The organism is Algicola sagamiensis DSM 14643 (assembly GCF_000374485.1).
Taxonomy (GTDB): Bacteria; Pseudomonadota; Gammaproteobacteria; order Enterobacterales; family Alteromonadaceae; genus Algicola; species Algicola sagamiensis.
On the sequence record NZ_KB894494.1, the window covers coordinates 109,483 to 135,389 of the forward strand.

The window sequence follows — 25,907 nt, forward strand, 5'->3', positions numbered from 1 at the left end:
TTACACTCCTTGCTGCCAGGACAAGGTTCGTAATAGGTCACCAAACACACCCGCAGCCGTTACCGCAGAACCAGCACCATACCCACGTAGAACCATTGGAATTGGCTGATAGTACTCACTGGTGATCGACAATGCATTCTCGCCATCCTTTATCGCATAAAGCGGATGTTGTGGACCAACTGCCTGGATACATACAACACATCGTCCGTTTTCGATTTTACCCACATAGCGCAGAACTTTATCTTCACGTTTTGCCTGCTCAATCAATTGGTCAAAGTGTGCATCGATTTCCGGTAATTTCTGCATGAAGGTATCCACATCGCCACCGCAATCAGCATCTTTTGGAAGCACAGATTCAATTTGAATATCATGCAACTCTTGCTCCAAGCCAGACTCACGCGCCATGATCAGAAGCTTACGCGCGACATCCATGCCACTCAAATCATCTCTTGGATCAGGTTCTGTAAACCCTTTTTCTTTTGCAACACGGGTTGCTTCAGAAAAGCTCATCCCTTCTTCCATCTTCCCGAAAATATAAGAGAGTGAACCTGAGAGGATCCCTTCAAACTTCGACATTTTGTCACCCGCATTGATCAAACCTTGAAGGGTATCAATGACAGGCAGACCTGCACCAACGTTTGTCTCGTAAAGGAATCTGCGATGATGCTTCAAAGCTGTATTGCGTAGCTCATGGTAATATCCCATTGAGCCAGTGTTCGCTTTCTTATTCGCTGTAACCACATGAAAGCCTGCGGCCATAAACTCAGCGTATTGTGCTGCAATATGCTCGCTACTTGTACAATCGACTAATACTGGATTGACTAAGTGTTGCTCTTCTACAAAACGGGACACGTTCACCAAAGAAAAACTCTGATCAGAATCGTTCAGTGCATTTTGCCAGTTGTTTAAGTCAACCCCACCAGCAGACATCAACATCCGTTTACTATTTGAGATCCCAAATAATCTGAGATTGATACCACGATTGGAAAGCATTGATTTCTGCTGAGCGATTTGCTCAACAAGCTCTGAACCGACGCCACCGCAACCAATCAAAAATACATCAATACTCGGTTTATGGGTGAAGAAGTTTTCGTGGCAAACCCGCACTGCATCCATACACTGGGAGCCTTCAATCACCGTTGAAATGGAGCGCTCACTCGATCCTTGCGCAATCGCAGAGATATTAATGCGTGCTTGCGCTAATGATGCAAAAAACTTTGCGGCGAGGCCTTTCGTGCTGCGCATGCCATCGCCAATCAAAGAGACTATCCCAACATTTTTCTTTGTTTCGAATGGTTTGAGATGGCCTGCTTTTAACTCCAATGAAAAGTTCTCATGCAAGGCAACCATCGCCTTTTCCAGCTGTTCCTGATGAATGCAAAATGAAATACTGTACTCGGAAGATGACTGAGTAATGAGTACGACAGAAATTTTCTGGGAAGCCATCACATCAAAAACGCGGGCAGCCATGCCAACCATACCTTTCATCCCAGGGCCTGTCACACTAATCAGTGCAAGTGATGGTAAACTGGAAATTGCTTTAATTTCACCTTTCTGGCTGGTCTTCGATGAGATTAAAGTCCCTTCTGCGTCTGGATTGAGGGTATTTTTGATTTGGCATGGGATCTGATAACGCGCAAGGGGTGCAATCGTTTTCGGATGGAGCACTTTCGCACCAAAATAGGAAAGTTCCATTGCTTCATCGTAAGTCAGGTACTTGACGAGTTTCGCCTGATCAACAAAACGCGGATCAGCTGAATAAACCCCATCCACATCCGTCCAAATCTCACAAAGATTGGCTTCTAATGCAGCCGCAGTGATCGCTGCGGTGTAATCCGAGCCATTTCGACCAAGAACCATTACCTGCCCTTCTTCAGACTCAGCAACAAATCCAGGCAGGATAAATGCTTCCACTTGATCGTGACGTTCCATCCATTGACGAAGACGCTCACGCGTGAGTTTCAAACACGCAGTTCCGCTCAATATTTCGCCTTCTGCAACGATATTTTTGCGATCAACCAAGCCCACAATTATGCTTTTTTGTTCAACGAAGCATCGCATTGCAGCCACACTAAACATTTCCCCCATGCTCATTAGCTCTGCCTGGCTGGTTTCTGGTGCATGGCCGAGTAACGACATCCCCTGACACAACTCATTAATTTTATTTTTTATTGCTTCCACTTCATCTCGGAGTTGCTGAACCCGTTCAGCATCGAGAAAAGATTCAAACTCTAACGTCAACTCATTCATTCGACGAAGGAGTTCAGCATGCGCTGCTTCCGTACTATCGCCATAGGCCAGTGCATCAATCAAGGCAACAAGCTGATTCGTGACACCAGAAGGGGCAGAAAGCACAGTTGTTGTCCGGCCGTCCATCGTTTTACCAGCAATGATGCCAGAAACTTTCTCAAACATTCGTCCATTGGACAATGATGAACCGCCAAACTTTAAAACGCGCATAGATTTCTCCTTCAACTTAAAAATCAGGTATAAAAAAACCCGTGGTTTTTGAGGCCACGGGTTTTGAAAATTGTATTGTGCTTCACATACACCCAGTCGCCTCTACCCAGTTGGGGTAGTGGTGGTGGTACCTCGTGTAATGTGTGCAAAATTAATCTGTTTCATCCTTCTATAATCGCCATACTTGACAATGAAAGTCAAGACGAAAATTATTTCCCACCAGTCACGCTGGGTAACAATCTACAATTCATAGTTTTTTATATACATCTTTGAGTAGAAGGTGAAGCATACGAACATCTCGATCATCGCAGTAATTCAGCCGATCCTGCATCCATTCGTAGAGTTTTTCTGTCGTTTGAATATCCAAGTCACCCGCAAGATCTGCAATTTTATTTTTTAATGCTTGAAATGGTGCTTGGGCTTGAATTGCTTGTTTTTCCTGCTGAAGGAAGAGCTGCCCCAACTCATAACAGTAAACCATCACTGCTTGAGCAAGATTTAACGAAGGGTAACTCTGCACCAATGGCATATAACTCCAACAATCACAGCGTGCTAATTCGTCATTACTTAGCCCGGAAGATTCTCTTCCAAAGACAATCGCCACATTCGGTTTACTGAACTGACTCAGCTGCAAATGTTCAGCAACTTCACGAGGTGTCCAATAGCTTCTGGCAGCACCACGCTTTCTCGCGGTAGTTGCAATAGAAAAGTCGACGCCCTCAAGCGCAGCATCAAGCGTTGGATAAACAACCGCTTGTTCTAGTAGCTCAGTTGCGCCATGCGCAACCCAATTTGCCTCTTCTTCCAAATGTGATTGACTGTTCACAATTCGCAGTTGCGTAAACCCTGTAGTCTTCATGGCTCTCGCGACTGCGCCAACATTTGCCGCCCTAGCCGGCTCTACTAAAACAATACAAAACTGACTCTGTTCCACGTGCTACATCAACTCTTTCATGAAAATTAAGCCCATTTTTCAAACGAAACCATGTGCTTTTGCTAGACTTATTGAAAATTAGAATATTCTCGGGCCTCTGGGCCTTGGAACATTGTATCGAAGAATATGCGGCTGAGTAAGTTGGATGCAATTTAAAAGTATATCGCGGAGATTACTCACAAATGTTTTATCAGTCTATTTCCTACTGACATTTATCGTCACCTGTGGGCAAATTGTTGCGGAATATCTCAACACAAAAAACCTGATCAATGATGAACTTGCCATGCTGCAAAAAACCTTCAGTGGTTCTTTAACGCGTGCAATTTGGGAGCTCAATACCCAGCAAGCACTCACCATTGCGGAAGGACTATTGGCAATTCCTATGATTGAGGGTGTTGTCGTTCGTGGCGATAATGCCGATGTCCTCACACAAATCGGTAAAATCATCGATGTCAAAGAAAAGTACAGTAATCAGCTTGTTCAAGATGGTGTGATCCTCGAAGATCGCGGCAGTGGCCTTTTCGGTTATACATTCCCATTGATTTTTGAATTCTCTGGCCGCGCAACCCAAGTTGGTGATGTCACACTATTCTCTAGCCGTGAAGTCGTATTTAATCGAATCATGGTGAGTATTCTCTTTCTGATAGGGAACGCAATCGTCAAAACAACTTTCTTAATTGTGCTCTTCCTGATTGCCTTCCGACGATTATTAACGGATCCACTCAATGATATTACCCAGCAGATATCCGAATTAGAATTGGATAATCTTGAAGGCGCTCAAATAAACATCCACACAAAAGATAATAACGAACTCAAAATCATGGAGCAGGCATTTAATAATGTACTGAAAAAGGTAGAAGGCTATAAAGACGACCTACAAGATACACAAAAGCAGCTTGTGGTCACCAATGAAAAACTCGACCAGCAAAACCTGACGCTTGAACAAGATGTTGCCCGTAAAACATCCAATTTAAGTCGTGTCATGATTGACTTACAACAACAGAAAAATGAATTGGAAAAGCAGCAATCCACTTTACAAGATGAGATTGAAAGGCGAAGTAATACAGAAAAAGAATTGCTCGCAAAACAATCCGAACTACAAAAAATTGTGGATGATCTCAATGTTGCACAAGATAGGCTTGTTCAATCAGAAAAACTTGCAGCAATTGGTGGCCTAGTCGCGGGTATCACCCATGAAGTGAACACACCCGTCGGGATTGGCGTCACTGCAACATCTTTCCTTCAGGAACGACTAAAACAACTGCAGATTGCTTTTGATGAGAAAAAATTAAGTGCGAAGGCATTCGAAGCCTTTATCACCGAAGCAAATCAAAGTGTGGATCTCCTCACCACAAACCTGAATCGTGCTTCTGAGCTTATCGCAAGTTTCAAACAAATTGCGGTTGATCAGGCAAGTGAAGCCGTCAGAACAATCAATATAAACGGCTATATTGACGAAATTATTCGCTCATTACATCCAAAATTGAAAAAGACAAACCATCAAATTCATGTGAATTGCCCCGAATCTTTATTGATCAAATGCCCTGCTGGTGCAATTTCTCAAATCTTTACCAATTTGATTATCAACTCAGTGATCCATGGCTTTGAGGGCGTTCAATCCGGTACGATTAATATTGATGTCACAGATGAAGGTGATGATGTTCATATTGTGTATAGCGATAATGGACATGGATTAGATGAAGAACAACTTGAGCAATTATTTGATCCATTCTTTACCACGAAACGCGAACAAGGCGGCAGTGGCCTTGGTACACATATCACCTACAACTTAGTGAAACAAACCCTCGGCGGCGATATAGAAATTTCCAGCAAGAAGGGTGAAGGGTTAACCTACGATATGCGCTTCCCCAAAGAAACCAGAACAGATGACGATGTTTTTGGAGAAGCTGCGAACCCCGATCTTTAAAACTGCCCGAGCAAGTGGACATCCACAGTGATATCTGTTGCCACAACTGGGCTTGATACAGACGATGCAAACACAAGTTGATCACATGCTGGTATCACTTGAATAAAGTTCCCATGCTCATCTTTCTCAAACTTAGCAGTCCCCATGGTTTTTTGTCCGCTGACAAATATCGTATCTATGGTTTGTGCTTGCACATAAGACACACTCAAAAGAGAGCATAAAATCATTGTGTTGGGTTTCATATTGAAATCCTTGTTTAATACATCATGTTACAATTCAAGAGCAATTTCGTGTTTCGTCCGCTAATGATTGCCATCCAGTACATGAATATCTAAACGAACAGACTCAATCACAGTTTTCTCTGGCTGCCCTGGGTGCCCTTGTGTTGGTAGAATCTCAACTTTCAGCTGCTGACACTCACCATGAAACGTTAATGTATTATCCATGAGAAACTTAAGCTGTCGTTTTTTGTGTCTCTCAGACTCTCCTTTACTAAGAAGAACGTTGGCATTCAGCTTTTGATAATCCACTGCAAGGTTACTACAGGTGACATGGACTGCCACCTCAAAAATAAACCTATTCCCTTTTTGATAACGCCATCTCTTTCCCCCGGGGAGACCATTTCTTGGTGGGTAAGGCATTCCCATCCTTTTTTTGTACTCATGATGACCTTTTCCCTCAACAATGACATCGACATCAAACATGAGTGACTGACCAAAATCTCCACTCATATCAAACTCTGCGGTAAAACCACCTTGTGGTGTCTTATCCATCTCGGCTTGAGTGATCCTTGTCCTTTCACCGGTCACATAAACCGTATGCTGGCTTCCATCAGCAAAAACTGTTGTCGTGGTGAAGATGAGTGAACAAGCGACAGCCAGGGAATAGAGGGTCCTCGCATGCACTGCTACAGAGATGTTCAAGCAGACACTTGCCAATATTTTATTGATTTTATTCATCATTCTTTCCTTATCTAGAATACTTCCAATACATGAACATCCAAGTTGATATTGCTGATGCTGGCCTTTTCACGCTGTGGTTGTCCTGTCGCAACATCTTTAAATTGTGAGGGGATCAATTCCACCTTTAACTTTTTGCAGCGTCCGCCGAAGTTTTTCTTTCCGTCCAGCAAAAAGTTTAATGAACGCCGTTTATTTTTTTCTACTTTGCCCACATCACGAAACGTGTTTGCATTCATCTTTTTATAGACAACAGGTATACCACTACAGCTGACTTTGGTTGCCACCTCAAAGTAGAATTTGCCAGACGGCAACGTGAAACACTTTTTGCCAAATAGTTTGATGCAATGCTTGAGGTACTGATTTTGTCCCATGCCGGAGAGGGCTACATCTACATCAAAAAGCAAGGTTTGGCCATTATCACCTGAAACATTGATATATGTGACATAGCCACCTGACCTGGTTTTCGTCATCTGATGTTGTGTTAATTTCGTGGATTGACCACCAACATAGACTGTTTTCGCAGTCACAGCACCTGAGGTCACGATCAGCGAACTGGCCAAAAGCATTTGGTTCAGTTTTTCTTTCATGACTCGCCTTTAGAACTTTTCTAATACATGAATATCTAGGCTGATAGCATCCAGAACTGTTTTTTCTTTCTGTACGCCATCACGATATAAATCAGCGACCTGGATCGGATTCACTTCAACTTTTATCTGCTGGCATGTTCCACCCATTTTTCGCTCATTATCTAATAGGAATTCCAATGTTCGATTTTTATCGTGGACCAGCTTCCCTCTTCTGTGTTGCTCGTTCAGATTTTTCTTCCCATAGGCAATGGCTTTACCATTACAGCTGATTGCGACTTCAATCTCGTAATAGAACATTCCCGTAGGGACGATGCTGCGACGAATTGGGTTCCAAGGTGTACTGTAATCTGTTTCAACTGTTATCTGATGCTGGTTATGCCCTCTGCCAGAAACTTTCGCATCAATATCAAAAATCAACAGATTCCCAATATCTCCTTCCATATCAATGTATGCTGTGTACCCACCTTGCGTGTTCATCTCCATTTGATCCATCGTCAAACGGGAGGACTGTCCGCCAACATAAATGGTGTCAACGGATTCACCTGCGATTGCTTGGGTGAAAGTCAATGGTGCACTAACCAACATCCCTAACATTAACTTTTTCATCTTATTTTCCTAGTTTCATTATTGTTTAAATGGCTTCCAGAATATGAACATAATCTATTTATTTGAGGCTGCCACAGTACTCTTTGACACCACTTATCCCAAGAGGAGGACACATAACAATTTTTTTCATTTAGAACCGTTCCAATACATGCACATCCAGGTTGAGTGTCGATAACACCGTTCGCTCCAAAGGACGATTGCTAGGCATAGGTCCAATAGGGGGGAATCCAACCAATGTCGGTTGAGCAGGGTTGATTTCGACCTTCAACTGACGACACTTTCCATCTGTTCGTTTCGTGGAATCCAATAGGAAGTTCATTTCACGATCGCGTGGTGTTACCAACTTTCCTACGGTCGTCATTTCGTTTTTATTACGTTTTTCGTAAGCGATAGGAATACCATTACATGTCACACTGACTTCAATTTCAAAACTGAACTTGCCTGTAGGATAAACTTTGCAGTTCCAATATCTTTCATCGAAATCAATGGGACGACGAGCAATTTCAATGGCAGCATCAGCAATTGAGCTTGCAGCTCGTGATAAAGGTAAAAAGTCTGGCCTCGGTCCATGGAATGGCTCTGGTCGCGGATTTATCCTTGGATCAAATCGAGGTCTGCATTTTCTTCGAAATTGATTGCTACCCTTCCCTGCTGTTTTTACATCAATATCAAAAATGAGATCTTCACCAATGTCACCTTCAACATCAATGATTGCGATATGATTCCCTTTGGGATCGCGGGGCAAATCTGCAATTGTTAATCGTGTTGCTTGTCCACCAACATAAACCGTACCTGACGACTCTGTGGCATGGAGTTGAGGCGCCACTGCCAACAGCCCACCAATCAGCCCAATCATCGATTGCTTTTTCATATAATTTTCCTTATTTGGCAATCCTAGATGTGCTGCATCAAACACAACACACCTGTTATTGAATGGCATTTGCCATCCACTATTCCTGATGCGCCAGTCGGGTTGAAGCAACTTCTTCAATTTGGCCTGTCGCGGTATCGAGAAAGTAAACCTTACGGAAATAGTCATCAAATGTGACTTCAACCCATAAACTCGACTCTCCAGTGAAAAATGGCTTGAGAACCGGCCAGAAATCATTGCGAATAATTCCAGGACAGGAATCAGGGTGCCGACTCAAACCATTTCGACAAAGTGTCCAGTTCCCGAAATAGTCAAGCTGTCTCGTGATGCGATTCAGTGGGTATCCATCCAAGAGGTATTGGCGATGTTGTTGGTCAGTGAGCTCATCAATATTGAGTGCAGCAAAGTCATCTTGGATAAATAGTGGTTTTTCTTCGCAACGTGAAGGCAGTGTTTTGATTGGCAGCGTGGATTGATAAAAGTCTTCATCCATTGAAAATCGTAGCTGAACAGGTCGGCATGTATCATTCCATTGTGGGATAAATGCCGATTCAATTTCAGCAGGGATCACCGCTTGTGCCAGTTCAGATACATCTGGTTCTTTGACTCGCCAACGTAACGAAAACCAGCTTCCATCCTTCGCGAAGTCTCCCATCGCTTTTGGAAGCTCGAAATGTATCCCTGCTTTCACGTATGAGCCGAACCCTAACCCGTCATATCCGTAAAATCTTTGAAAGCGCTTTGGTGTAACAGCCATTTTTTCTAGATTCTGGCGTGTTGCAGCAGACATCCAGTCAAATAACTTTTCATGAGTATCCAATTTCAAGTCCGTTGCGTGATAAGTCACACGACTGGGTACAATGCATTCATTCTGGAACTCGATCGTGCTCATATCAATCAGGTTGGATTTATCAATCGCATCATCTTCCCATTCTGCTTTAGGCAATTCGATCAATGCAGACGCATAAGACTCAACAGATGCCAAACGCACAAGGATTTCACCGAGTTCATGTTGAATCAGCTGTTCCTGCTTATCATACCATTGCTGCGCATAAGTCATCTTTAAACCAGACACTTCCCCTTCTTGATAATAAAGTGTGGGATCTTGGTCCAAAATCTGGGCTTGAATTTCTGTACAATCGCTCGGGGACACAACAGAGTCCAGTTCACTTTGCTTCAAGACCAGAATATTGACCATTTCCACAGGGTCGACAGGGTCCGTTGGATCAGTCGGGTCTGTTGAGTCAGCCGAATCCGTTGAATACATCCTCTCAACAGATTGATTTGTCTCTGCAATCACCCGCCCATTCGCAAACAATTGCGTCAATCCAATTAAAAAGGCGGCTTGCCATTGAATGTTCATCATACATCCTTCTCTTTTTCTTGCATCAGTTCCTTCGTTGCTTCGCGGATCAGTGCAGCAAGTGCCATTGCTTCGCGACCCAGCTCACGGGACTTTTCCAATAATAAATCTCTTTCTTTTGCGAGCTGCTCACGCTCATAATCTGTGAGTTGATAGCCCTGCTTCGCAATTTCATTCCGTTGTCGCATTGCATCGCGATAGTTATCCATTTCTGATTCCAGCTGTTTAACTTGAAGACGATAGGCGACAACTTCTTCTGTCAAATGTGGGAATTGCTGGATCACATCGTCAAACTGCTCAGGTTCAGCCTCTGGCTCGGCTTTTTTCTCAACCTTTGCCGTGTCCTGATTTGGTTTCACTGATTTTTTTTGGATCTTTTCTTCTACTGGCTCTTCTTGTTTCGCTTGCTGTGAAACCTGTTTGGACTCTGTTATATGCACTAGCTTTGGAGAATTTTCCGATGCCGGCTGTGTGCTTGATTCAGATGAATAAAATACAACAGTTGTTACGCCGGCAATGACTGCACCGATGGTCAGGGGGAGAATGAACTTTTTCATCTGTTTGATAACCTCTTGAAAGTGGTTGAAGGGTTTCCCCTTCAACCAAGTGATAAGTTATTGACACTGATTTCTATCAGCACAAACTTTCATGTTGATCGTGGATGTACCTTGCTTCATGATCCACGTATCTTTGTTATAGTTCTTGTAGATAGTACCGTAGTGCTCAATGCGAGAAGATGTAGAACCTCTTGCTTTGCTGCCGCCTAGCTCTCCAAGTGATTTCAAAACAACAGAACCAAACTTACAGAACTTTTTCCCTTTACCACACATGTCCATGACACCACTTCCCAATGAAGTGAAGATAGATTTATGTTTGATATCAATCACATCTGGCTTAACTTGTTCGACAGTGAATTCCTTTGCATAAATCGCCAGGAACATCTGCCATAGATCGTCATACATCGCGCGTTCAAATAGCTCTTCTAATTTACGTGCTTCTGCTTGGTTTTGTGATGTTGGCTTCTGAGACAAGGTACACTCCATACCAAAATCATCTTTCAATGTCTGGCGAGTATGATCCCAAGAGCGAGTAGATGAACTAAAGAATCCACGCTTCTTCTTACGACCACGGTCTCTGTAGTAAGAATTAACACGGTCAATATTTAATTCACAACGACCACGAATCCGTCCAGGATATGCATTGTAGTTATACGTCAGGCCAATCGCTTGAGTAAATACATAACGGTTTGGGTGTGGCTCATAATACTGACGCTCCACTTCCATACGCGTTGTTGTATGATCATCATTCGTGATTGTGATCTCTTCAAGCTTCTTGGTAAACTCACCACAACGGCCACGTTTGGTAACATAAAACTCATAAGATCCAGAGCCAAATGACTGGACATCTGTCGTATCGAATGCAATCGTATCGCCGCGTTCTTCACGCTCAAACGGCATATCTTTTTCATTCAAGATCGTATTGCTCATTAACGTATCTGCTGAGACTTCCCAAACGTTCTTTTTATAACGACTCGTAAAGCGCTCTGATTCATCTGCACCATTTAGCAATGTCACACCTGAATTCAAGCGAATATTAAACAGGTCCAATTGCTTAATCGCGTAATTGTGACCTGATCCAAGCAATGCGTTAGAAAGGATCTGGCTTTCGTTGGTATAAATGTTGTAACCTGCTGTCGCACGACCAACAATTTTACCGCTTTCCTTATCGAGCAGTTCCAACTCGAAATCAAGCGCTGTTTTGACAACATCACGCTGCATGTCAAAAATCTTTTGATAAAAATCCGCATCACGTGTGATTAATGCCGCAGCTTCAGAAAAAGTCTTATGCCAAGCTGCAAGAGAAAAGTAATTTGACTTGATCTCGTCCTGCTTCTTTTTCAGTTCTTTTTTCCGCTGAGAAAGCGCTTGTTTCTTAGGGATATAAGTTGAAAGAGCATCTCGAATACATGACTGCATCTTTTCTGGTTCAGTCACGAACATCACTGTACAGTTTGTCACCTGATCCGAGTACTCGTCTTTTGCTGTTTCAAGTTCTTCTTTTACTTCACCCATTTGAGTCGACAAGTCGCCCCAGGCAAGCTCAGCAGCATCATAAGCAACTTTCTTCGCAGCATTTGCTTCGTTCAACTCAGCAAGTTTTTCATAAGAAACCATGATGCGGTCTAAGGTCGACGTATTCTCATACGGGATGGCATATTCGTACTGGAACAAGTTGTTTACATAACGACCTTCTTTCAAAGCCACTTCAAAATCAGGGCCATCTGGCAGGCGATAGGTCCGGTTCGTCATTGTCATCAGGTCAGAACACATTGGACCGGAATCGTCGATCGCATGGTAATAACCATTGATTTCTTTCTCATTCACAGGTGCGACATAAAGCGTTTTTGGCTCTTCATTATCCTGAATAATATCACCAACACCCGCTGGTGTTTGAATGCCCCTCGCATCCAACGGGTTTCCTTTTCTTACATCCGGTAAAGCTGAAGCTGTACCACTTGCTAAAATTGCAGTAATTGCAACACAAAGCGCAGGTTTCATCTGTGTTTTCACAACAAACTTCCTTATAGATAGACCAAATCGGCTATCGGATTATGTTTATTAAGACGTGCTTAACAAAACAAACGTATCGATAGTTATTTTAATGAGATAAATAGTTGTTTACTTTTTGGTAAAGCTCTTCCAGTTCTTTCAGGTCTCCTCCTAATTGAGTGGATTGTGTTCGTAGCCAGGCAATCTGCGAATCAAGCTGATCACGGATCGCCTTCAGGTTATCGGAATTGATTCTGGATTTTTCTTCGATGATGTCGCGAACATCTTTTAAGCCTGCAACGCAGGATTGAGAACTGCTGCCTGCACCACATTGGTTTTCGAGCGTTCTTCTTGATGTCTCAAGCTCAAAAATCATCTGCATAATGCCTTTTTGTGTAATTTCATCAGCCTCAGAAAAGAAGCGCATCAGAAATAACTTGGCCATTTCAATAGAATCAATGATTTGTATGTAGTCAACAGTGGTTTGTGCCTTATCGAGAATTGCTTCAAGCTGTGCATCGATTTTCTTTTGCGAGTCGAACATCAGTGCAAAGAAATGCGGTTCTGGGTAAGCAACAAATGTTTCCGTTTGCATCTTGCAGCCCGGCTTCATCGCTTGAAACCCATACATACCTTGGATCCCATCCAGCACAAATGAAGCTTTCGCATAATCATGCGTGAACGTCGTTGATTGTATTTGGTGCTGACGAGAGGCACCAATCAATCCCTTTTGCTTCACAATGTTCCCTTCTTTCACAGCGTAGGAAAGATTGACCGGACGCAACGACTCACAGACAAAGCTGTATTCAATGTAAGATTTATAAAGCGCCTTTTTAAAATTCATTTCCGTGTTGTTGTTTGCAACTTCCAAGTAGTCTGCTTCAACCGAATTTTGTGTGATAGAACAAGGTGGAATGTAGCGATCACCATTTGCCATCGTTCTTTTTTTACAGGATAGTTTCGCATCAAAAAGCACATCTGCGTAAGAGAAAGGCGCGCAGACAAGCGCCGCCAGTAATGCGACTGACTTCAATTTCATGATAATTTCCTAGGTTGTGTTACAGTTGATCGAGTGTTGCTGTCAAAGCAAGTTGTTTCGAGCGTCCTTGGCTATCCACCAGCCGAACAACCATAGTGATGGTTTTATTATTGGCATGACAGCCAGAATAAGCGGACTGTCGAAATGAAAGAGACAGTGAATTTAGACCATGCGTTCTCCCCACTCCCGCAGGTAACAATGTACCGCTTTGCGTCGACAACTTTGTGATTGTTGGGAAAAGGTCTTGAAGTTGAACAGCCGAGGATGGTGACCAGTACATTCCGTCATAGGCCAGATATTCGACGTAGATCTGTTGTGGGTCATCTGAGAATTGATGAAATTGATTATCCAGTTTCCAGAGTAGCTTTGTCGTTCTATCTTGAAGGAAAAAGTCAGCATGAGAAATGTCTTCGAACTCCTCAGAAAGGTGCTCCATTTGGTCGGCAATTTCCGTATAACGTGCCATGAGTTCTGGCGTGCTACCAATCTCGTAGATTTCTGAAATAACCACGTGCAGCTCTTGTCTTAGTGCATGCAACTCTCTAGGGATCTCGTTTAATCTCGGTGTGATCTGATGCATTTTTTCACACAGTAGAATATCCTGATTATCGAAAGTTCCAAGGTAAGTTTGTGCTTCAATCACTGCATCAGCTTGCGCTTTCATTTGATTAAAATAAGCCTGACCATTTTGATCGTGCTGTAAAAAAGCAACACTGATGACACTTTCAAACCGCTCTAAGTCTCGTCTGTCACGACTGTTGACATAGTGACGAGAAGCTTGGCGGATCATTTCTGAAATTTGAGGAACTGAATACCCAGCGCGTTTATCCATCACCGTATCTTCCAGAAAAACATACTTCAATACCTTCGACTCATCGACGAGCAAATCAAGAGTTTCTTCAAAGTGTGTCAGACGTTGGTCAATACCTTGGAAAAAGCTCGGTGAATCATAACGAATCGTGTTGTAACAGATCTTGTCTATACAGGCATGTAGCGATACATCAACATACTGATTCAATACCTGAGCTTTTGATAATAAGTATGCTTGGCAGTGCGCAGGTAGTTGCGAAACATTATCTGCAAATTTCTTCAAACGTTTATTGAGTGAATTTGCCCTTCCGCGCCCAATTTTTGCAGGATCAGAACGCTTGAGGAATTGCCACATAAAGAGCTGGGTTCGCTTTAAACGTGCAAGCTCGTTCTTCAATTCACTTCGATCACGACCTTTATAAAAGGGAAACTTATCAATTTTTTTATGCAATTCGGTAAAACCAGCATTCATCTGATCTTCCAGATGCAGCCCCAGCGAATAACGGAGGAAGGTTCCAGCCTCAGCAAGTGGGCGTGTCAAACTTTTCGATGAATCAAGAATATCCATACGAAAGTTTGTTTTCTTCACGTTTTCATTGGAGTGAGAAAACCCATTACTGACCGGAAAGCGGATATAACCCTGATATAACTGTTTATACAACGATTGCTGCACAACGTGGTATTCAGATTGGAGCTGGTGGTGGGACAAGAGATCTGAAATATGGATCCATTGACTTCCAGCACGCTGCTGATAACTTGGTGCGTGGTTGAGTAACTCTGAAGTTAAATCGCAAGGGAGTTGCATTTGTGAAAAACATGCAGGCTGAAACGCTGGGTCTGCTGTTGCACATCTGTCTTTGCAGCTATTTTGGTCAAAGTCGTAGTAACAGATTTCCGGGGTATAGTGGGTTAATTGAACTTGTAATGGACAAGTTTGGGCAAAACTCGTTTGAGCAGTCACTGTCAACACAAGCAATGTGCTCAGACGAAAAAGTATTTTCCTTACTCGCGGCTTCAGTAACACAACTTCATCTCCTATCTCTGAAGTGCTTCCATTGTTACATTAAGTTATTCCTCTCAAACACCAGAGGACAGATAAATAACAGCCATTGCACTTATCTAGTACTTAATGAGTATCTAAAAAAGATACTACATGAACTGAACATTCCGTTTAAATACGAATATATAACTATTTTATTGACTTAACATAACTATTTAGAATTAATAAAAATCAATCGGCAATAGATTTAACCTTTAAATTCATTTGGTTACATAAATAAAGGTCATGTTACAGAAACAAGATTTAGTAATAAAAAATATTACGAATGGTCGTATTGAAAGAAACCTATGAGCTGTTGAGTAGAATACAGTGAAAAAAAGGGCGATAGTTTCGCCCTTTAAGATTTGATATAACGAATATCCACCCGTCCGGTGATATTGCATAAAAGCTCGTAGCCAATCGTATTGGCAAAGGTTGCGATTTTTTCAATGGGTAGTTCAGGCCCCCAAAGAATGACTTCATCGCCAACTTTATCTTGGGCATCTGGGCCAAGATCAATACAGATCATATCCATAGAAACACGGCCTGCGAGTGGTACTTCGCGGCCATTCACATACACTGGCGTGCCTGAAGGTGCATGTCTTGGGTAGCCATCACCATAACCAATGGCCACGACAGCAATTTTTGTTTTTTCGTTGCTCTTCCAAGTTGCACCATAACCCACGTATTGACCCGCTTCTACTTCCTTGATTGAGATAATACTTGAAGTCATCCGCATCGCAGGCTCCAGGCCATGTTCAGGCCCACAACACCCTAGCATTGGCGAAACACCATAAAGCATAATGCCAGGGCGAACCCAGTCTCGGTGGGCTTTTGGCCATGCAATCACCCCTGCTGAATTACACAAAGAAAGCTCTGTCGATTTGGTTTCATTGATCTCATCAAACACAGTGATCTGCGCATCAGTCATCTGGGATCCGATATCATCCGCACAAGGGAAATGTGTCATGATACGAATAGGCGCTTTTACATTTGGGCTTTGAGATAGGCTCTGATAAAACTCACTGCACTGGGAAACCGGGATGCCAAGTCGGTTCATTCCTGTATCAACTTTTAACCAGATTTGAATTGCCTCTTCAAGCGCCGCTTCTAAAAACTGACTCAACTGTTCAGGGGAATGGATGACAGATTCTAATTGATATTTGTTGAGTAACGGAAGGTGATCTGGCGTGACAAAGCCTTCCATGAGAACAATGGGTGTCTTTTCTACCCCACCTTCACGCAGTGCAATCGCTTCATCAATTCTTGCGACACCAAATGCATCGGCATGATCTTCCAACGCTTTCGCAACAGGCAGTAAACCATGTCCATACGCATTTGCTTTGAGTACCGCGAGTACATGGCTCTTGGGCGCTAAACGCCTGACGCGCTCTAAATTCAGTTGTAATGACTTGAGTCGAACTTCGGCAGTCGCTGTTTTCATGGAATTTAATATTCATCCTCAAAAGCAGGCCCAGCATAATTATCAAATCGTGAGAACTGGCCTTGGAACGTTAAACGGGCTTTTCCAAGTGGGCCGTTCCGCTGTTTACCGATAATGATTTCAGCTGTTCCTTTATCCGGTGTATCTGAATTGTAGACCTCATCGCGGTAGATAAACATGATCAAATCCGCGTCCTGCTCGATGGAACCTGATTCACGCAGGTCCGAGTTGACAGGTCGTTTATCCGCACGCTGCTCCAATCCACGGTTTAACTGAGACAAAGCGATGACAGGAACGTTCAATTCTTTCGCCAATGCTTTCAAAGATCGAGAAATTTCTGCAATCTCTAAGGTTCTGTTTTCTGTTAAACCCGGGACTGTCATCAGCTGTAGGTAGTCGACCATGATCATACTGATCCCACCATGATCCCGGGCAACACGACGCGCACGTGATCGCACTTCTGTCGGCGTCAAACCTGAGCTGTCATCGATCATCATTTTGCCATTTTCAAGCAATAACCCCATCGTTGAAGAGAGTCTTGCCCAATCCTCATCATCAAGTTTACCTGTCCTGACTTTGGTTTGGTCAATACGTCCAAGGGAGGCAAGCATCCGCATCATGATCTGTTCTGATGGCATTTCCAGAGAAAAAATAAGCACCGGTTTATCATTGGTGAGCGCTGCGTTTTCACACAAGTTCATCGCAAACGTCGTTTTACCCATAGAAGGTCGGGCTGCGACAATGATCAAATCCGATGGCTGCATCCCATTGGTCAGCTTATCAAGATCGGTAAATCCACTCGATACACCTGTGACACCATCATGTGGGCGCTTGTAAAGCTCTTCAATTTTATCAACTGTTTTTTCTAGGATGCTCGTAATCGATTGCGGACCTTCGTTCGAATTTGTTCTTTGTTCTGCAATCTTAAATACTTTACTTTCTGCCAAGTCGAGTAACTCATGACTTGTTCGACCCTGTGGATCGTAACCCGCATCTGCAATTTCGTTTGCAACACCAATCATTTCTCGAACAACAGCACGTTCTCGAACAATCTCCGCGTAGGCGATAATGTTCGCTGCACTTGGTGTATTCTTTGCAATTTCACCGAGATAAGCGAAGCCACCTGCATCTTCAAGATGACCATTGAGTTCAAGTGCTTCTGTGACAGTAATGAGGTCGATTGGATTATTTTTTTCCGTTAATACGGACATCGCATCGAACACATAACGATGTGCGCGATGGTAAAAGTCTTGGCTAACCACGGTCTCTGCGACTCTATCCCATGCCTGGTTATCAAGCATGAGGCCACCGATCACTGATTGTTCGGCTTCCATTGAATGGGGGGGTACTTTAAGCGAGTCCAGCTGTGGATCTTTTTTGGCCATGACGTTCTATATTTTTTGCTGATTGAAACGAAAGCTAACACCTTCAGTCATGCTTTTTCAACCATGGTTTGAAGTCTGTTTTCTATCTTTTTCTTTTACAACGAAAAACACCGCCCAAAAGGACGGTGTTTTCGAAGACTTTTTGCCAATTAAGCTTCTGCGATAACCGCAAGCTTAACTGTAGCAACAACGTCAGAGTGAAGCTGAACGTCGATGTCGTACTCACCCGTTTCACGGATAGTACCAAGCGGAAGACGAACTTCTGCTTTCGTAACTTCAACGCCTGCCGCAGTGATTGCGTCAGCGATGTCACGTGTACCGATAGAGCCGAACAACTTGCCTTCGTCACCCGCTTTAGAAACGATAGTAACGTCTTCAAGTGCACTGACTTTCTCAGCACGTGCTTGCGCCGCTGTTAAAGCGTCTGCAAGTTTTGCTTCAAGTTCAGCACGACGTGCTTCGAACTTTTCTACGTTTGCTTTGGTTGCAGGAACTGCTTTACCTTTAGGGAACAAGAAGTTACGCGCAAAGCCAGCTTTAACGCTTACTTGATCACCTAATCCGCCAAGGTTGGCGATTTTATCTAGAAGAATGACTTCCATTTTGCTACCCCTTATTAACTAGGATGAACTCTCGCCAACTGATTACTTATGTAGATCAGTGTATGACAACAACGATAGGTAACGTGCACGCTTGATCGCACGCGCTAGCTGACGCTGGTATTTAGCGCTTGTGCCAGTGATACGGCTAGGAACAATCTTTCCGCTCTCTGTCACGTAGTTCTTTAGAGTAGCAATATCTTTGTAATCAATCTCTTGTACGCCTTCTGCTGAGAAGCGGCAGAATTTACGACGTCTGAAAAAACGAGCCATTTAACTCTTCTCCTAACTTAACCTTTCGATTTGCTGAGCATGTAAAACCAATTTTGGTTGTTGATTTTTTCCTTCATGACGATGGATAAATCCGACAACCTGGACTTCACTGCCCGCGTTCAATTCACTTGTGATCGGTTGAAATTCAACCCCACTGGCAACCACTTCGATACGCACATACGCTTGACGCTGCATCTGCGCTTCCATCTGCATTGAGCGATGCTCAAGAACAAAATGGCAATGTGGAATTCCTGCGGGACTCTTTGACTGCCTTGGAGACTGCGTCACGTGTCCTTTGAGAACCAGTTGGTTTTCAATCACAAATTACTCTGCTGCCTCTTCAGCTGCAGGCGCTTCTTTTTTCTCTTCGCGGCGCTCGTCACGACGGTCATCGCGGCGATCATCACGACGCTCTTCTCTCTTGCTTTCATCTTTTGCAAGTGGAGATGCTTCAGTCACTGCATTATCTGTACGGATAATGAGGTTACGAAGAACCGCGTCGTTATAACGGAAAGAAGTTTCAAGCTCGTTGATCACCTCAGAAGGTGCTTCAACGTTCATGAGCACGTAGTGTGCTTTATGAAGCTTCTCGATTGGGTAAGCTAGTTGACGACGACCCCAGTCTTCAAGACGGTGAATCGCGCCACCCGCTTCAGTGATAGTGCCAGTGTAACGCTCGATCATACCAGCGACTTGCTCACTTTGGTCCGGGTGAACCATAAATACGATTTCGTAATGACGCATTATTGCTCCTTACGGTTGTTAAGCCTCTTGACTGGACTCAGCCGGATCCGTTTTGAGGCAAGGAACCAACGATAGTGGCTGATAAGGGCGCACATTTTATATGGTTCGAGGAGGGATCACAACTGAAATCAGCCCAAGTAACGAAAGTATGATACTTGGGCCATTTTTTAGTAGAAAAAAGTATTATGAAAGACGCTGGCGAAGCACCTCGAACAAAACAATGCCTGCCGCAACAGAGACGTTTAAGCTGGAGACGCTGCCTTGCATGGGGATCTTCACTAAGTCATCACAGATTTCCCGTGTCAGACGGCGCAGGCCAGTGCCTTCCGCCCCCATCACAATTGCAGTCGGGCCATTAAACTTCGTGGTATACACCGTTTGATCGGTTTCACCCGCTGTTCCTGTGACCCAGATATTTTGCTCTTTTAACCAACGCAACGTTCTTGCTAGATTAGTCACTTGAATCAATGGCACTGTCTGCGCCGCACCACAAGCGACTTTCTCAACGACAGGCGTGATCCGTGCAGATTTATCCTTCGGGACGATCACAGCATGAACACCCGCTGCATCTGCACTCCGTAAACAGGCCCCTAAATTGTGCGGATCTGTCACAGAATCTAGAACCAATAAGAATGGTACATCGACCTGACCTAGAATTTCTTCCAGATCAGACTCAGTCAAAGGTTTTAATGGCTTGACCTTTGCCACCACGCCTTGATGCTGCTCACCACGCGCTTTGTCGTCCAGTGCCTTTCTTTGCATAAACTGAACGGAGACACCAAAGCGGCGACCTTGGTTGATGATTGTGCCGAGCTTTTCATCATCTCGGTTTTTGAGCGCATAGAGCTCAATTAAGCGCTCTGGCGCATGTTTCAGGATCGATTCGACGGCATGCAGCCCAAAAACCAAATCTTGCTGACTCATGAATTAATTACCTTTACTCTTTGTTTCATTGACTCGTTTTCGAGCATTTTTTCCTGGACGCTTCCTTTTCTTCGCCGGTTTTCCTTTTTTCTTTTCTGTGCTGCCCGAACGGCCTTTTTCTGCAGGCTTACGCTTCGTTTTTGACTTCTTTTTCTTTGGCTTTTCGTCTTTGGCCTTACTTCTTGAAGGCTGATCCCTCGATGGGACTTTCCCTTTACGAAGCGCTCTACGCTTTGGCCCCTCACCCTCAACAATTTGATCCGCCGATGATGAAGCCAGAACAAAGTCGATTTTACGTTGTTCAAGATTGACAGAAGCAACGCGGATTTCAACCTTATCACCCATACGGTAAACTTTACGCGTTCGTTCACCGATTAACAGGTGACGCTCGGAATCATAGAGGTAGTAGTCATTTTCCAATGACGTCACATGCACAAGACCATCAATATGCAGATCAGAAATACGCGCAAAGAAGCCGAAATTCGTAACCGAGGAGATCACTGCTTCGAATTCCGTCCCGATATGATCTTGCATATATTCGCACTTCAGCCAATCCGCTACTTCTCGGGTCGCATTATCCGCACGTCGTTCCGTCATCGAACAATGCTGACCTAAGTTGTCCGCTTCTTCAACGGTATAAGCAAATGCGCCTGTGCATTGCTGCTCTTGAGTTTCCAACACCGCTTTAATGGCACGATGTACCACCAAATCTGGATAACGGCGAATTGGCGACGTAAAGTGAGCGTATTCCGTCAATGCCAAACCAAAGTGGCCGATATTCTCTTCTTGATAAACCGCTTGCTTCATCGAGCGCAACAACATGGTTTGAATCAGTTCGATATCTGGACGGGTCGAGACTTTTTCCAGCTCAGTCATCACTTCAAGCGGGGTTGGTTCATCTTGTAATTTTGACTCAACGCCCAATTCACCAAGGAATGCTCGGAAATTCGAGAGCTTTTCTGGATCTGGCGTTTCGTGGACACGATAAAGTCCTGCTGCTTCATGCTTTGTTAAAAAGCGCGCCGCGCAGATATTCGCAAGGATCATACATTCTTCGATGATCATGTGTGCATCATTGCGAACGACAGGCACAATCCGGTCAATTTTTCGGTGTGCATCAAAGATGAAACGCGTTTCAAGCGTTTCGAACTCAATCGCACCCCGCTCATGGCGATTGTGTTTCAATGCTTTAAACATGCCGTGCAACTCATACAATTGAGGCGCTAGGTGGTCATATTCTTGATGTACACGCTTGTCACCTTGTAGAAGTGCGGACACATTTGTATAGGTCATTCTGGCATGAGAGCGCATCACTGCTTCGTAGAAACGATAGCCAGACAACTTGCCCCGCTCACTCACGGTCATCTCACACACTAGGCACAAACGATCGACATCTGGGTTCAAAGAACATAATCCGTTGGATAAGTTCTCAGGCAGCATCGGCACAACCATATCCGGAAAATAAACCGAATTGCCACGATTAATCGCTTCTTTGTCCAATGCTGAGTTTCGCGTGACGTAGCTGCTCACATCCGCAATTGCGACCCTAAGACGCCAGCCGCCGCTACGCTTTCGTTCACAGTAAACCGCATCATCGAAGTCACGGGCATCTTCACCATCAATGGTGATGAGTGGTAAATCTCTGAGATCAACTCGTCCTTCTTTTGCTGACTCGGGCACTTCCTTGCCGAATTTATTCGCCTGCCGAGTCACTGCCGATGGCCATTCATGCGGGATATCATGATTGCGTAGTGCCATTTCGACTTCTAGTCCTGGCGACATATGCTCACCAAGTACTTCCGTGATTTTGCCTACGGCATTGACACGCTTAGAAGGTCGTTGTGTGAGTTCTGCAACAACAACCTGACCATGCTCTGCTTTGCCCTGCTGACCTTGAGGGATAATGATATCCTGACAAATTCGATCATCATCTGGCACGACTACCGCAATCCCATATTCAAGAAAATAGCGTCCGACAACGGCCTCTTTTCGTCCCTCAATCACTTGGACGACTCGGGCTTCTAATTTGCCTTTTCCACGAGAACCCTCCATGACTTTTGCAAGGATCCAATCACCATGAAGGAGTGATTTCATCTCATAATGCGGAATGTAAGCATCACGCTTTTCGCCATCGATATCTAAAAATCCATGGCCATCACGATGTCCGATCACGGACCCCTTCACCAGTCCAGCTTGTTCTGGGATGGCATAGCGCTTTGCACGATTGAAGAAAATTTGCCCATCACGCTCCATCGCACGCAATCGATATCGTAACGCTTCTTGCGCTTCTTCATCATCACCAAGACCAAGTTCTGAGGCAAGTTCAGGAAAATTTGCAGGCTTTAGACGGGATTCCAGGCATTCAAGAATATACTCACGACTGGGGATTGGATTGCCATACTTGGCTTTTTCTCTTTCGTAAAAAGGATCTTTTTTTGACATTAATAATTATAACTTATTCATTTTTAAATCTTTTATAAAGACCGTAGTCTTTATATTCATGTGTTGTGGGCAACGATTGGCATGAATTATACACCTTTTCTGGCTCTTGCCACGACACTTGGGGGCATATTTTGTGCAAGTGACTCTAATAATCGGCGAATTTTTGCATGTAGCTTTTTGTCATCCGTCACTGTGTGAAAGAGCCAGCGGTACACTGCTTCATATTCTCTTGGGCTGCCATGACCTGCTACATAGATTTCAGCAAGGCGAACTCGTGCGGGTAAATTGCCAAGAAAAGCAGCCTCTCTGAGATACATGATCGCACGTTTCAAGTCTTTTTGGACAAGCTTACCTGTGTGATAGTAGCGTCCTAACTGTTCAAGCCCTGCTGGTAACCCTTGCGCAGCAGCCTCTTTCATCAAATACACACCACGCACAACATTTTTTTTGACACAAACACCATACGCCAGCATATCACCATATAAAAACTGATAACTCGGCAGTTTCATGATCGTGGCCCGCGCCTCAATGTCTTGCAGTAATTGACAATCATCATCACGCACACGCTTTAAATGCTTGTTTTCATTAATGAGCTCAATGAGTTCATCCTGCGAGTAGATTTGTACTGCGCCATCTGACGCTTGTACACTCCGCACACATAGAAAAACAATTATCACCAGAAAGAAACATTGAATTTGACGCACCGCAATATCCTCATCAAGTATGCTCATCATGAACATACAAAATATATGCCATTACATCTTATCTACAGTAGTTTTTTGCGATGTGAGATGAGTCAGCGCAGCATTGATGAGAGGATCGCGGCGATCTCCCCAATCTGCAACAATGGACTCTTCAACACGAATATCTGGCGCGATCCCACCTTGATGATAACCGGCCTCATTAAGGGCATTCGTGATCTGGAAATTGATCGAATAAACCATACTGTCGCATATCTGCTGAGGATACATGCCCATAGGCTTACCGCATGTATTCGTACCGACAGTTGTCACTTTGATATGATCTTCAAAAGGCTTCAGTGAGTTGATCACCAATTCACTGGCTGAACATGTTTTTTCTGTCGTCAGAACCACCAATTCTTTGATATTCAACAACGACGAGCCTTTTGCATCAAATAAGATTTCTGTTTGGTGATCCTTCAAGTTTTCATTAAAAGTATATTGTGCGAAACGCTTTCCATGAACCGGAGCTCCTCCAATTTGGGAGGCAAGTATTGCAGCAGCAGAAATAGAGCCACCAGCGTTATAGCGCAAATCTAAGATCAGTTGATCAACACCTGCTAATTGTGCCAACGCAATATCCAAATCCTCATCATTCTCTGCGATAAAAGCATCATAAGCCAAATAGCCAACCTGCTGATCTTCTTCCGAGAAAATCTTTGTCTTTTGGACAGTTTTTAAAGGAAATACGTCTTGCCTGATAATTGCACTAAAATGTCGGCCATCTGGCTTCTCCCACTCCAGATAAAGTTCTTCTTTTTCCAATTGAGATAACAGTGATTCTTCCTGTTCTGGTTCGAAGTATGCTTTAATGGGCTTGTTGTTGACAACAACGATTCGATCACCACGATCCAATGTGACTTGCGCAGCTGGGCTGAAAGGAGAAACCTGAGAAACTTGGAGGTAATCATCACCTTCTTCATGTACCACATAAAAACCAAAACCTGATTCTCGGCCTTCAACAAATTTATCAGTATAAGTCTCGATGGGTGTCACATCGCTAAACACATCTACTGGGTTTCTCAGGGAATAGAGTGTTTCTTGCAATGATTGATCGGGCTGTGCTTGAAATTGCAATGGTAATTCTTGATTCCAATAATAACTGTGTTGCAGATAACGGAAAAGCGCGTCATTGGCTGATGCCTTCGATGAGCAGTTAGCAGCGACTTGCTGAGAAGGAGCCAGTACACTGGCAAAACGCTGTTGCTGAGCATTTTCGTTTTGTTTTGGCGAGTCGTCTTCCTGACCACACCCCGTCAGAAAAAGCATCGCACACAGCATTGCAAACTTATTCATCACTATCCTTGACTCAATCGCCTCAAATAAAACCCCTAATCTAACACTCTTCTGCTTAAAAACAAAACCAAAGCGCACGCTACTTGACGATTGGACTAGTATTATTCATAAGAGTTCTGAACGAATGGGTAAATTTTGCTCCGTTACATATTGAAAGCTTTCATATTTTCATTCTTTTTCTGGGTTTTCTCCTTGGCAGCAAAAGAGATTACGATCAGAGCAGATGAATGGTGCCCCTATAATTGCGTACCCGGGACTCCAAAGCCAGGCGTACTCATTGAAATCGCCAATATTGTATTCGAAGAAGCGGGGCACAAGGTCAAGTACGATACAATGCCCTGGAGTCGTGCCATCGCACTTACACGTCAAGGTAAATTTGATGCGATTGTCGGTGCATATATTGATGATGCACCAGATTTTGTTTTTCCAGGAATTCCTCTTGCTCACGCCATTGATGCATTTTATACACTGCATGGGAGCACATGGACTTACCAAGGTATCGAAAGCTTAAGAACCGCAGAAATTGGCGTCATCAAGGATTATTCATACGGTGAGAAAATGGATGCTTATTTTAAAGAAAGAAAAGGCAAAAGTGTCTGGTATGCAGCTGGCGATACGCCATTAAAAGACCTCATTCGGATGATGGATGCTAAGCGAGTCGACGTTTTAATTGCAAATCGCTGGGTCATTGGGAATCACTTCCAACGCCATAGGATTCAAGCAAACCAATATCGTGAAGCAGGTGTTGTGTCGTTAGAAAATGTCTATATTGCCTTCTCTCCAGTCAAACAGTCATCCAAGATTTATGCAGATATTTTGACGCAAGGCTTGAAAGATTTAAAGAAAACCGGGACCCTAAAGAGGCTACTCACCTCGTATGGGATCCCGAGTTTGGAATAATGAAGCTTATTTC

24 protein-coding genes are annotated in these 25,907 nt (G+C 43.8%); 2 read left to right on the forward strand and 22 right to left on the reverse strand.

The features are described 5' to 3' along the window. Both thrA and C505_RS0108115 read right to left on the reverse strand, forming a co-directional pair. Positions 1-2,460 (reverse strand): bifunctional aspartate kinase/homoserine dehydrogenase I, encoded by a 2,460-nt coding sequence (gene thrA / locus C505_RS0108110; protein WP_018692102.1) that lies wholly within the window; start codon positions 2,458-2,460, stop codon positions 1-3. A gap of 247 nt (positions 2,461-2,707) precedes the next feature. Further along, complete coding sequence (locus C505_RS0108115; protein ID WP_018692103.1) at positions 2,708-3,394, reverse strand: tRNA/rRNA methyltransferase; 687 nt, start codon at positions 3,392-3,394, stop codon at positions 2,708-2,710. A 145-nt stretch (positions 3,395-3,539) separates the two neighbouring features. Here C505_RS0108115 and C505_RS0108120 point away from each other — a divergent pair, with 145 nt between their 5' ends. Beyond that, positions 3,540-5,321, forward strand: coding sequence for an ATP-binding protein (locus C505_RS0108120; RefSeq protein ID WP_018692104.1), 1,782 nt, complete (start codon positions 3,540-3,542; stop codon positions 5,319-5,321). Here the strand turns inward: C505_RS0108120 and C505_RS0108125 are convergent. The 20 genes from C505_RS0108125 to C505_RS23565 form a co-directional block, all read right to left on the reverse strand. Continuing rightward, a complete protein-coding gene (locus C505_RS0108125; protein WP_157368912.1) occupies positions 5,318-5,563 on the reverse strand; it encodes a hypothetical protein in 246 nt (81 codons plus the stop codon). The two genes, C505_RS0108120 and C505_RS0108125, sit on opposite strands and share 4 nt — an antisense overlap. Positions 5,564-5,623: 60 nt before the next feature. Continuing rightward, positions 5,624-6,280: a hypothetical protein gene (locus C505_RS0108130; RefSeq protein ID WP_211215064.1), complete on the reverse strand. Its 657-nt coding sequence runs from the start codon at positions 6,278-6,280 to the stop codon at positions 5,624-5,626. Between the two features lie 14 nt (positions 6,281-6,294). Then, on the reverse strand, positions 6,295-6,870 hold the full coding sequence (locus C505_RS0108135; RefSeq protein ID WP_018692107.1) for a hypothetical protein: 576 nt from the start codon (positions 6,868-6,870) through the stop codon (positions 6,295-6,297). A 9-nt stretch (positions 6,871-6,879) separates the two neighbouring features. Beyond that, a complete protein-coding gene (locus C505_RS0108140; RefSeq protein WP_157368914.1) occupies positions 6,880-7,476 on the reverse strand; it encodes a hypothetical protein in 597 nt (198 codons plus the stop codon). Positions 7,477-7,606: 130 nt separating this feature from the next. Further along, the gene (locus C505_RS0108145; RefSeq protein WP_157368916.1) at positions 7,607-8,347 is read right to left on the reverse strand and encodes a hypothetical protein; all 741 of its coding nucleotides are present in this window, start codon (positions 8,345-8,347) and stop codon (positions 7,607-7,609) included. 79 nt (positions 8,348-8,426) lie between these two features. Next, on the reverse strand, positions 8,427-9,713 hold the full coding sequence (locus C505_RS0108150) for a hypothetical protein (RefSeq protein WP_018692110.1): 1,287 nt from the start codon (positions 9,711-9,713) through the stop codon (positions 8,427-8,429). Beyond that, positions 9,710-10,267, reverse strand: coding sequence for a hypothetical protein (locus tag C505_RS0108155; RefSeq protein WP_018692111.1), 558 nt, complete (start codon positions 10,265-10,267; stop codon positions 9,710-9,712). Before C505_RS0108155 ends, C505_RS0108150 begins: the two co-directional genes overlap by 4 nt. Before the next feature lie 57 nt (positions 10,268-10,324). Beyond that, the gene (locus C505_RS0108160) at positions 10,325-12,280 is read right to left on the reverse strand and encodes a hypothetical protein (RefSeq protein ID WP_018692112.1); all 1,956 of its coding nucleotides are present in this window, start codon (positions 12,278-12,280) and stop codon (positions 10,325-10,327) included. Between the two features lie 88 nt (positions 12,281-12,368). Continuing rightward, positions 12,369-13,298 (reverse strand): hypothetical protein, encoded by a 930-nt coding sequence (locus C505_RS0108165; RefSeq protein ID WP_018692113.1) that lies wholly within the window; start codon positions 13,296-13,298, stop codon positions 12,369-12,371. Positions 13,299-13,317: 19 nt separating this feature from the next. Then, complete coding sequence (locus C505_RS0108170; RefSeq protein ID WP_157368918.1) at positions 13,318-15,132, reverse strand: hypothetical protein; 1,815 nt, start codon at positions 15,130-15,132, stop codon at positions 13,318-13,320. 373 nt (positions 15,133-15,505) lie between these two features. Next, entirely contained in the window at positions 15,506-16,591 is a 1,086-nt protein-coding gene (gene alr / locus C505_RS0108175; RefSeq protein ID WP_018692115.1) for an alanine racemase, read from the reverse strand. Between the two features lie 5 nt (positions 16,592-16,596). Beyond that, complete coding sequence (dnaB, locus tag C505_RS0108180; protein WP_018692116.1) at positions 16,597-17,976, reverse strand: replicative DNA helicase; 1,380 nt, start codon at positions 17,974-17,976, stop codon at positions 16,597-16,599. A 149-nt stretch (positions 17,977-18,125) separates the two neighbouring features. Next, complete coding sequence (gene rplI / locus C505_RS0108185; protein ID WP_018692117.1) at positions 18,126-18,578, reverse strand: 50S ribosomal protein L9; 453 nt, start codon at positions 18,576-18,578, stop codon at positions 18,126-18,128. 42 nt (positions 18,579-18,620) lie between these two features. Beyond that, positions 18,621-18,848, reverse strand: a complete 228-nt coding sequence (gene rpsR, locus C505_RS0108190) for a 30S ribosomal protein S18 (protein WP_018692118.1) — start codon at positions 18,846-18,848, stop codon at positions 18,621-18,623. A gap of 12 nt (positions 18,849-18,860) precedes the next feature. Beyond that, entirely contained in the window at positions 18,861-19,169 is a 309-nt protein-coding gene (gene priB / locus C505_RS0108195) for a primosomal replication protein N (protein ID WP_018692119.1), read from the reverse strand. A gap of 3 nt (positions 19,170-19,172) precedes the next feature. Beyond that, positions 19,173-19,592, reverse strand: coding sequence for a 30S ribosomal protein S6 (gene rpsF, locus C505_RS0108200; protein ID WP_018692120.1), 420 nt, complete (start codon positions 19,590-19,592; stop codon positions 19,173-19,175). Between the two features lie 183 nt (positions 19,593-19,775). Further along, positions 19,776-20,516 carry a 23S rRNA (guanosine(2251)-2'-O)-methyltransferase RlmB gene (rlmB, locus tag C505_RS0108205; protein ID WP_018692121.1) on the reverse strand — a complete coding sequence of 247 codons (741 nt, stop codon included), beginning with the start codon at positions 20,514-20,516 and terminating at the stop codon, positions 19,776-19,778. 3 nt (positions 20,517-20,519) lie between these two features. Beyond that, entirely contained in the window at positions 20,520-22,958 is a 2,439-nt protein-coding gene (gene rnr, locus C505_RS0108210) for a ribonuclease R (RefSeq protein ID WP_018692122.1), read from the reverse strand. Between the two features lie 86 nt (positions 22,959-23,044). Beyond that, complete coding sequence (locus C505_RS0108215) at positions 23,045-23,698, reverse strand: tetratricopeptide repeat protein (protein WP_018692123.1); 654 nt, start codon at positions 23,696-23,698, stop codon at positions 23,045-23,047. A 15-nt stretch (positions 23,699-23,713) separates the two neighbouring features. Then, positions 23,714-24,994, reverse strand: a complete 1,281-nt coding sequence (locus C505_RS23565; RefSeq protein ID WP_018692124.1) for a S41 family peptidase — start codon at positions 24,992-24,994, stop codon at positions 23,714-23,716. A gap of 192 nt (positions 24,995-25,186) precedes the next feature. On the opposite strand from C505_RS23565, the gene C505_RS0108225 reads away from it, so the two are divergent. Then, positions 25,187-25,894, forward strand: a complete 708-nt coding sequence (locus tag C505_RS0108225; protein WP_018692125.1) for a substrate-binding periplasmic protein — start codon at positions 25,187-25,189, stop codon at positions 25,892-25,894. Positions 25,895-25,907: the final 13 nt, after the last annotated feature.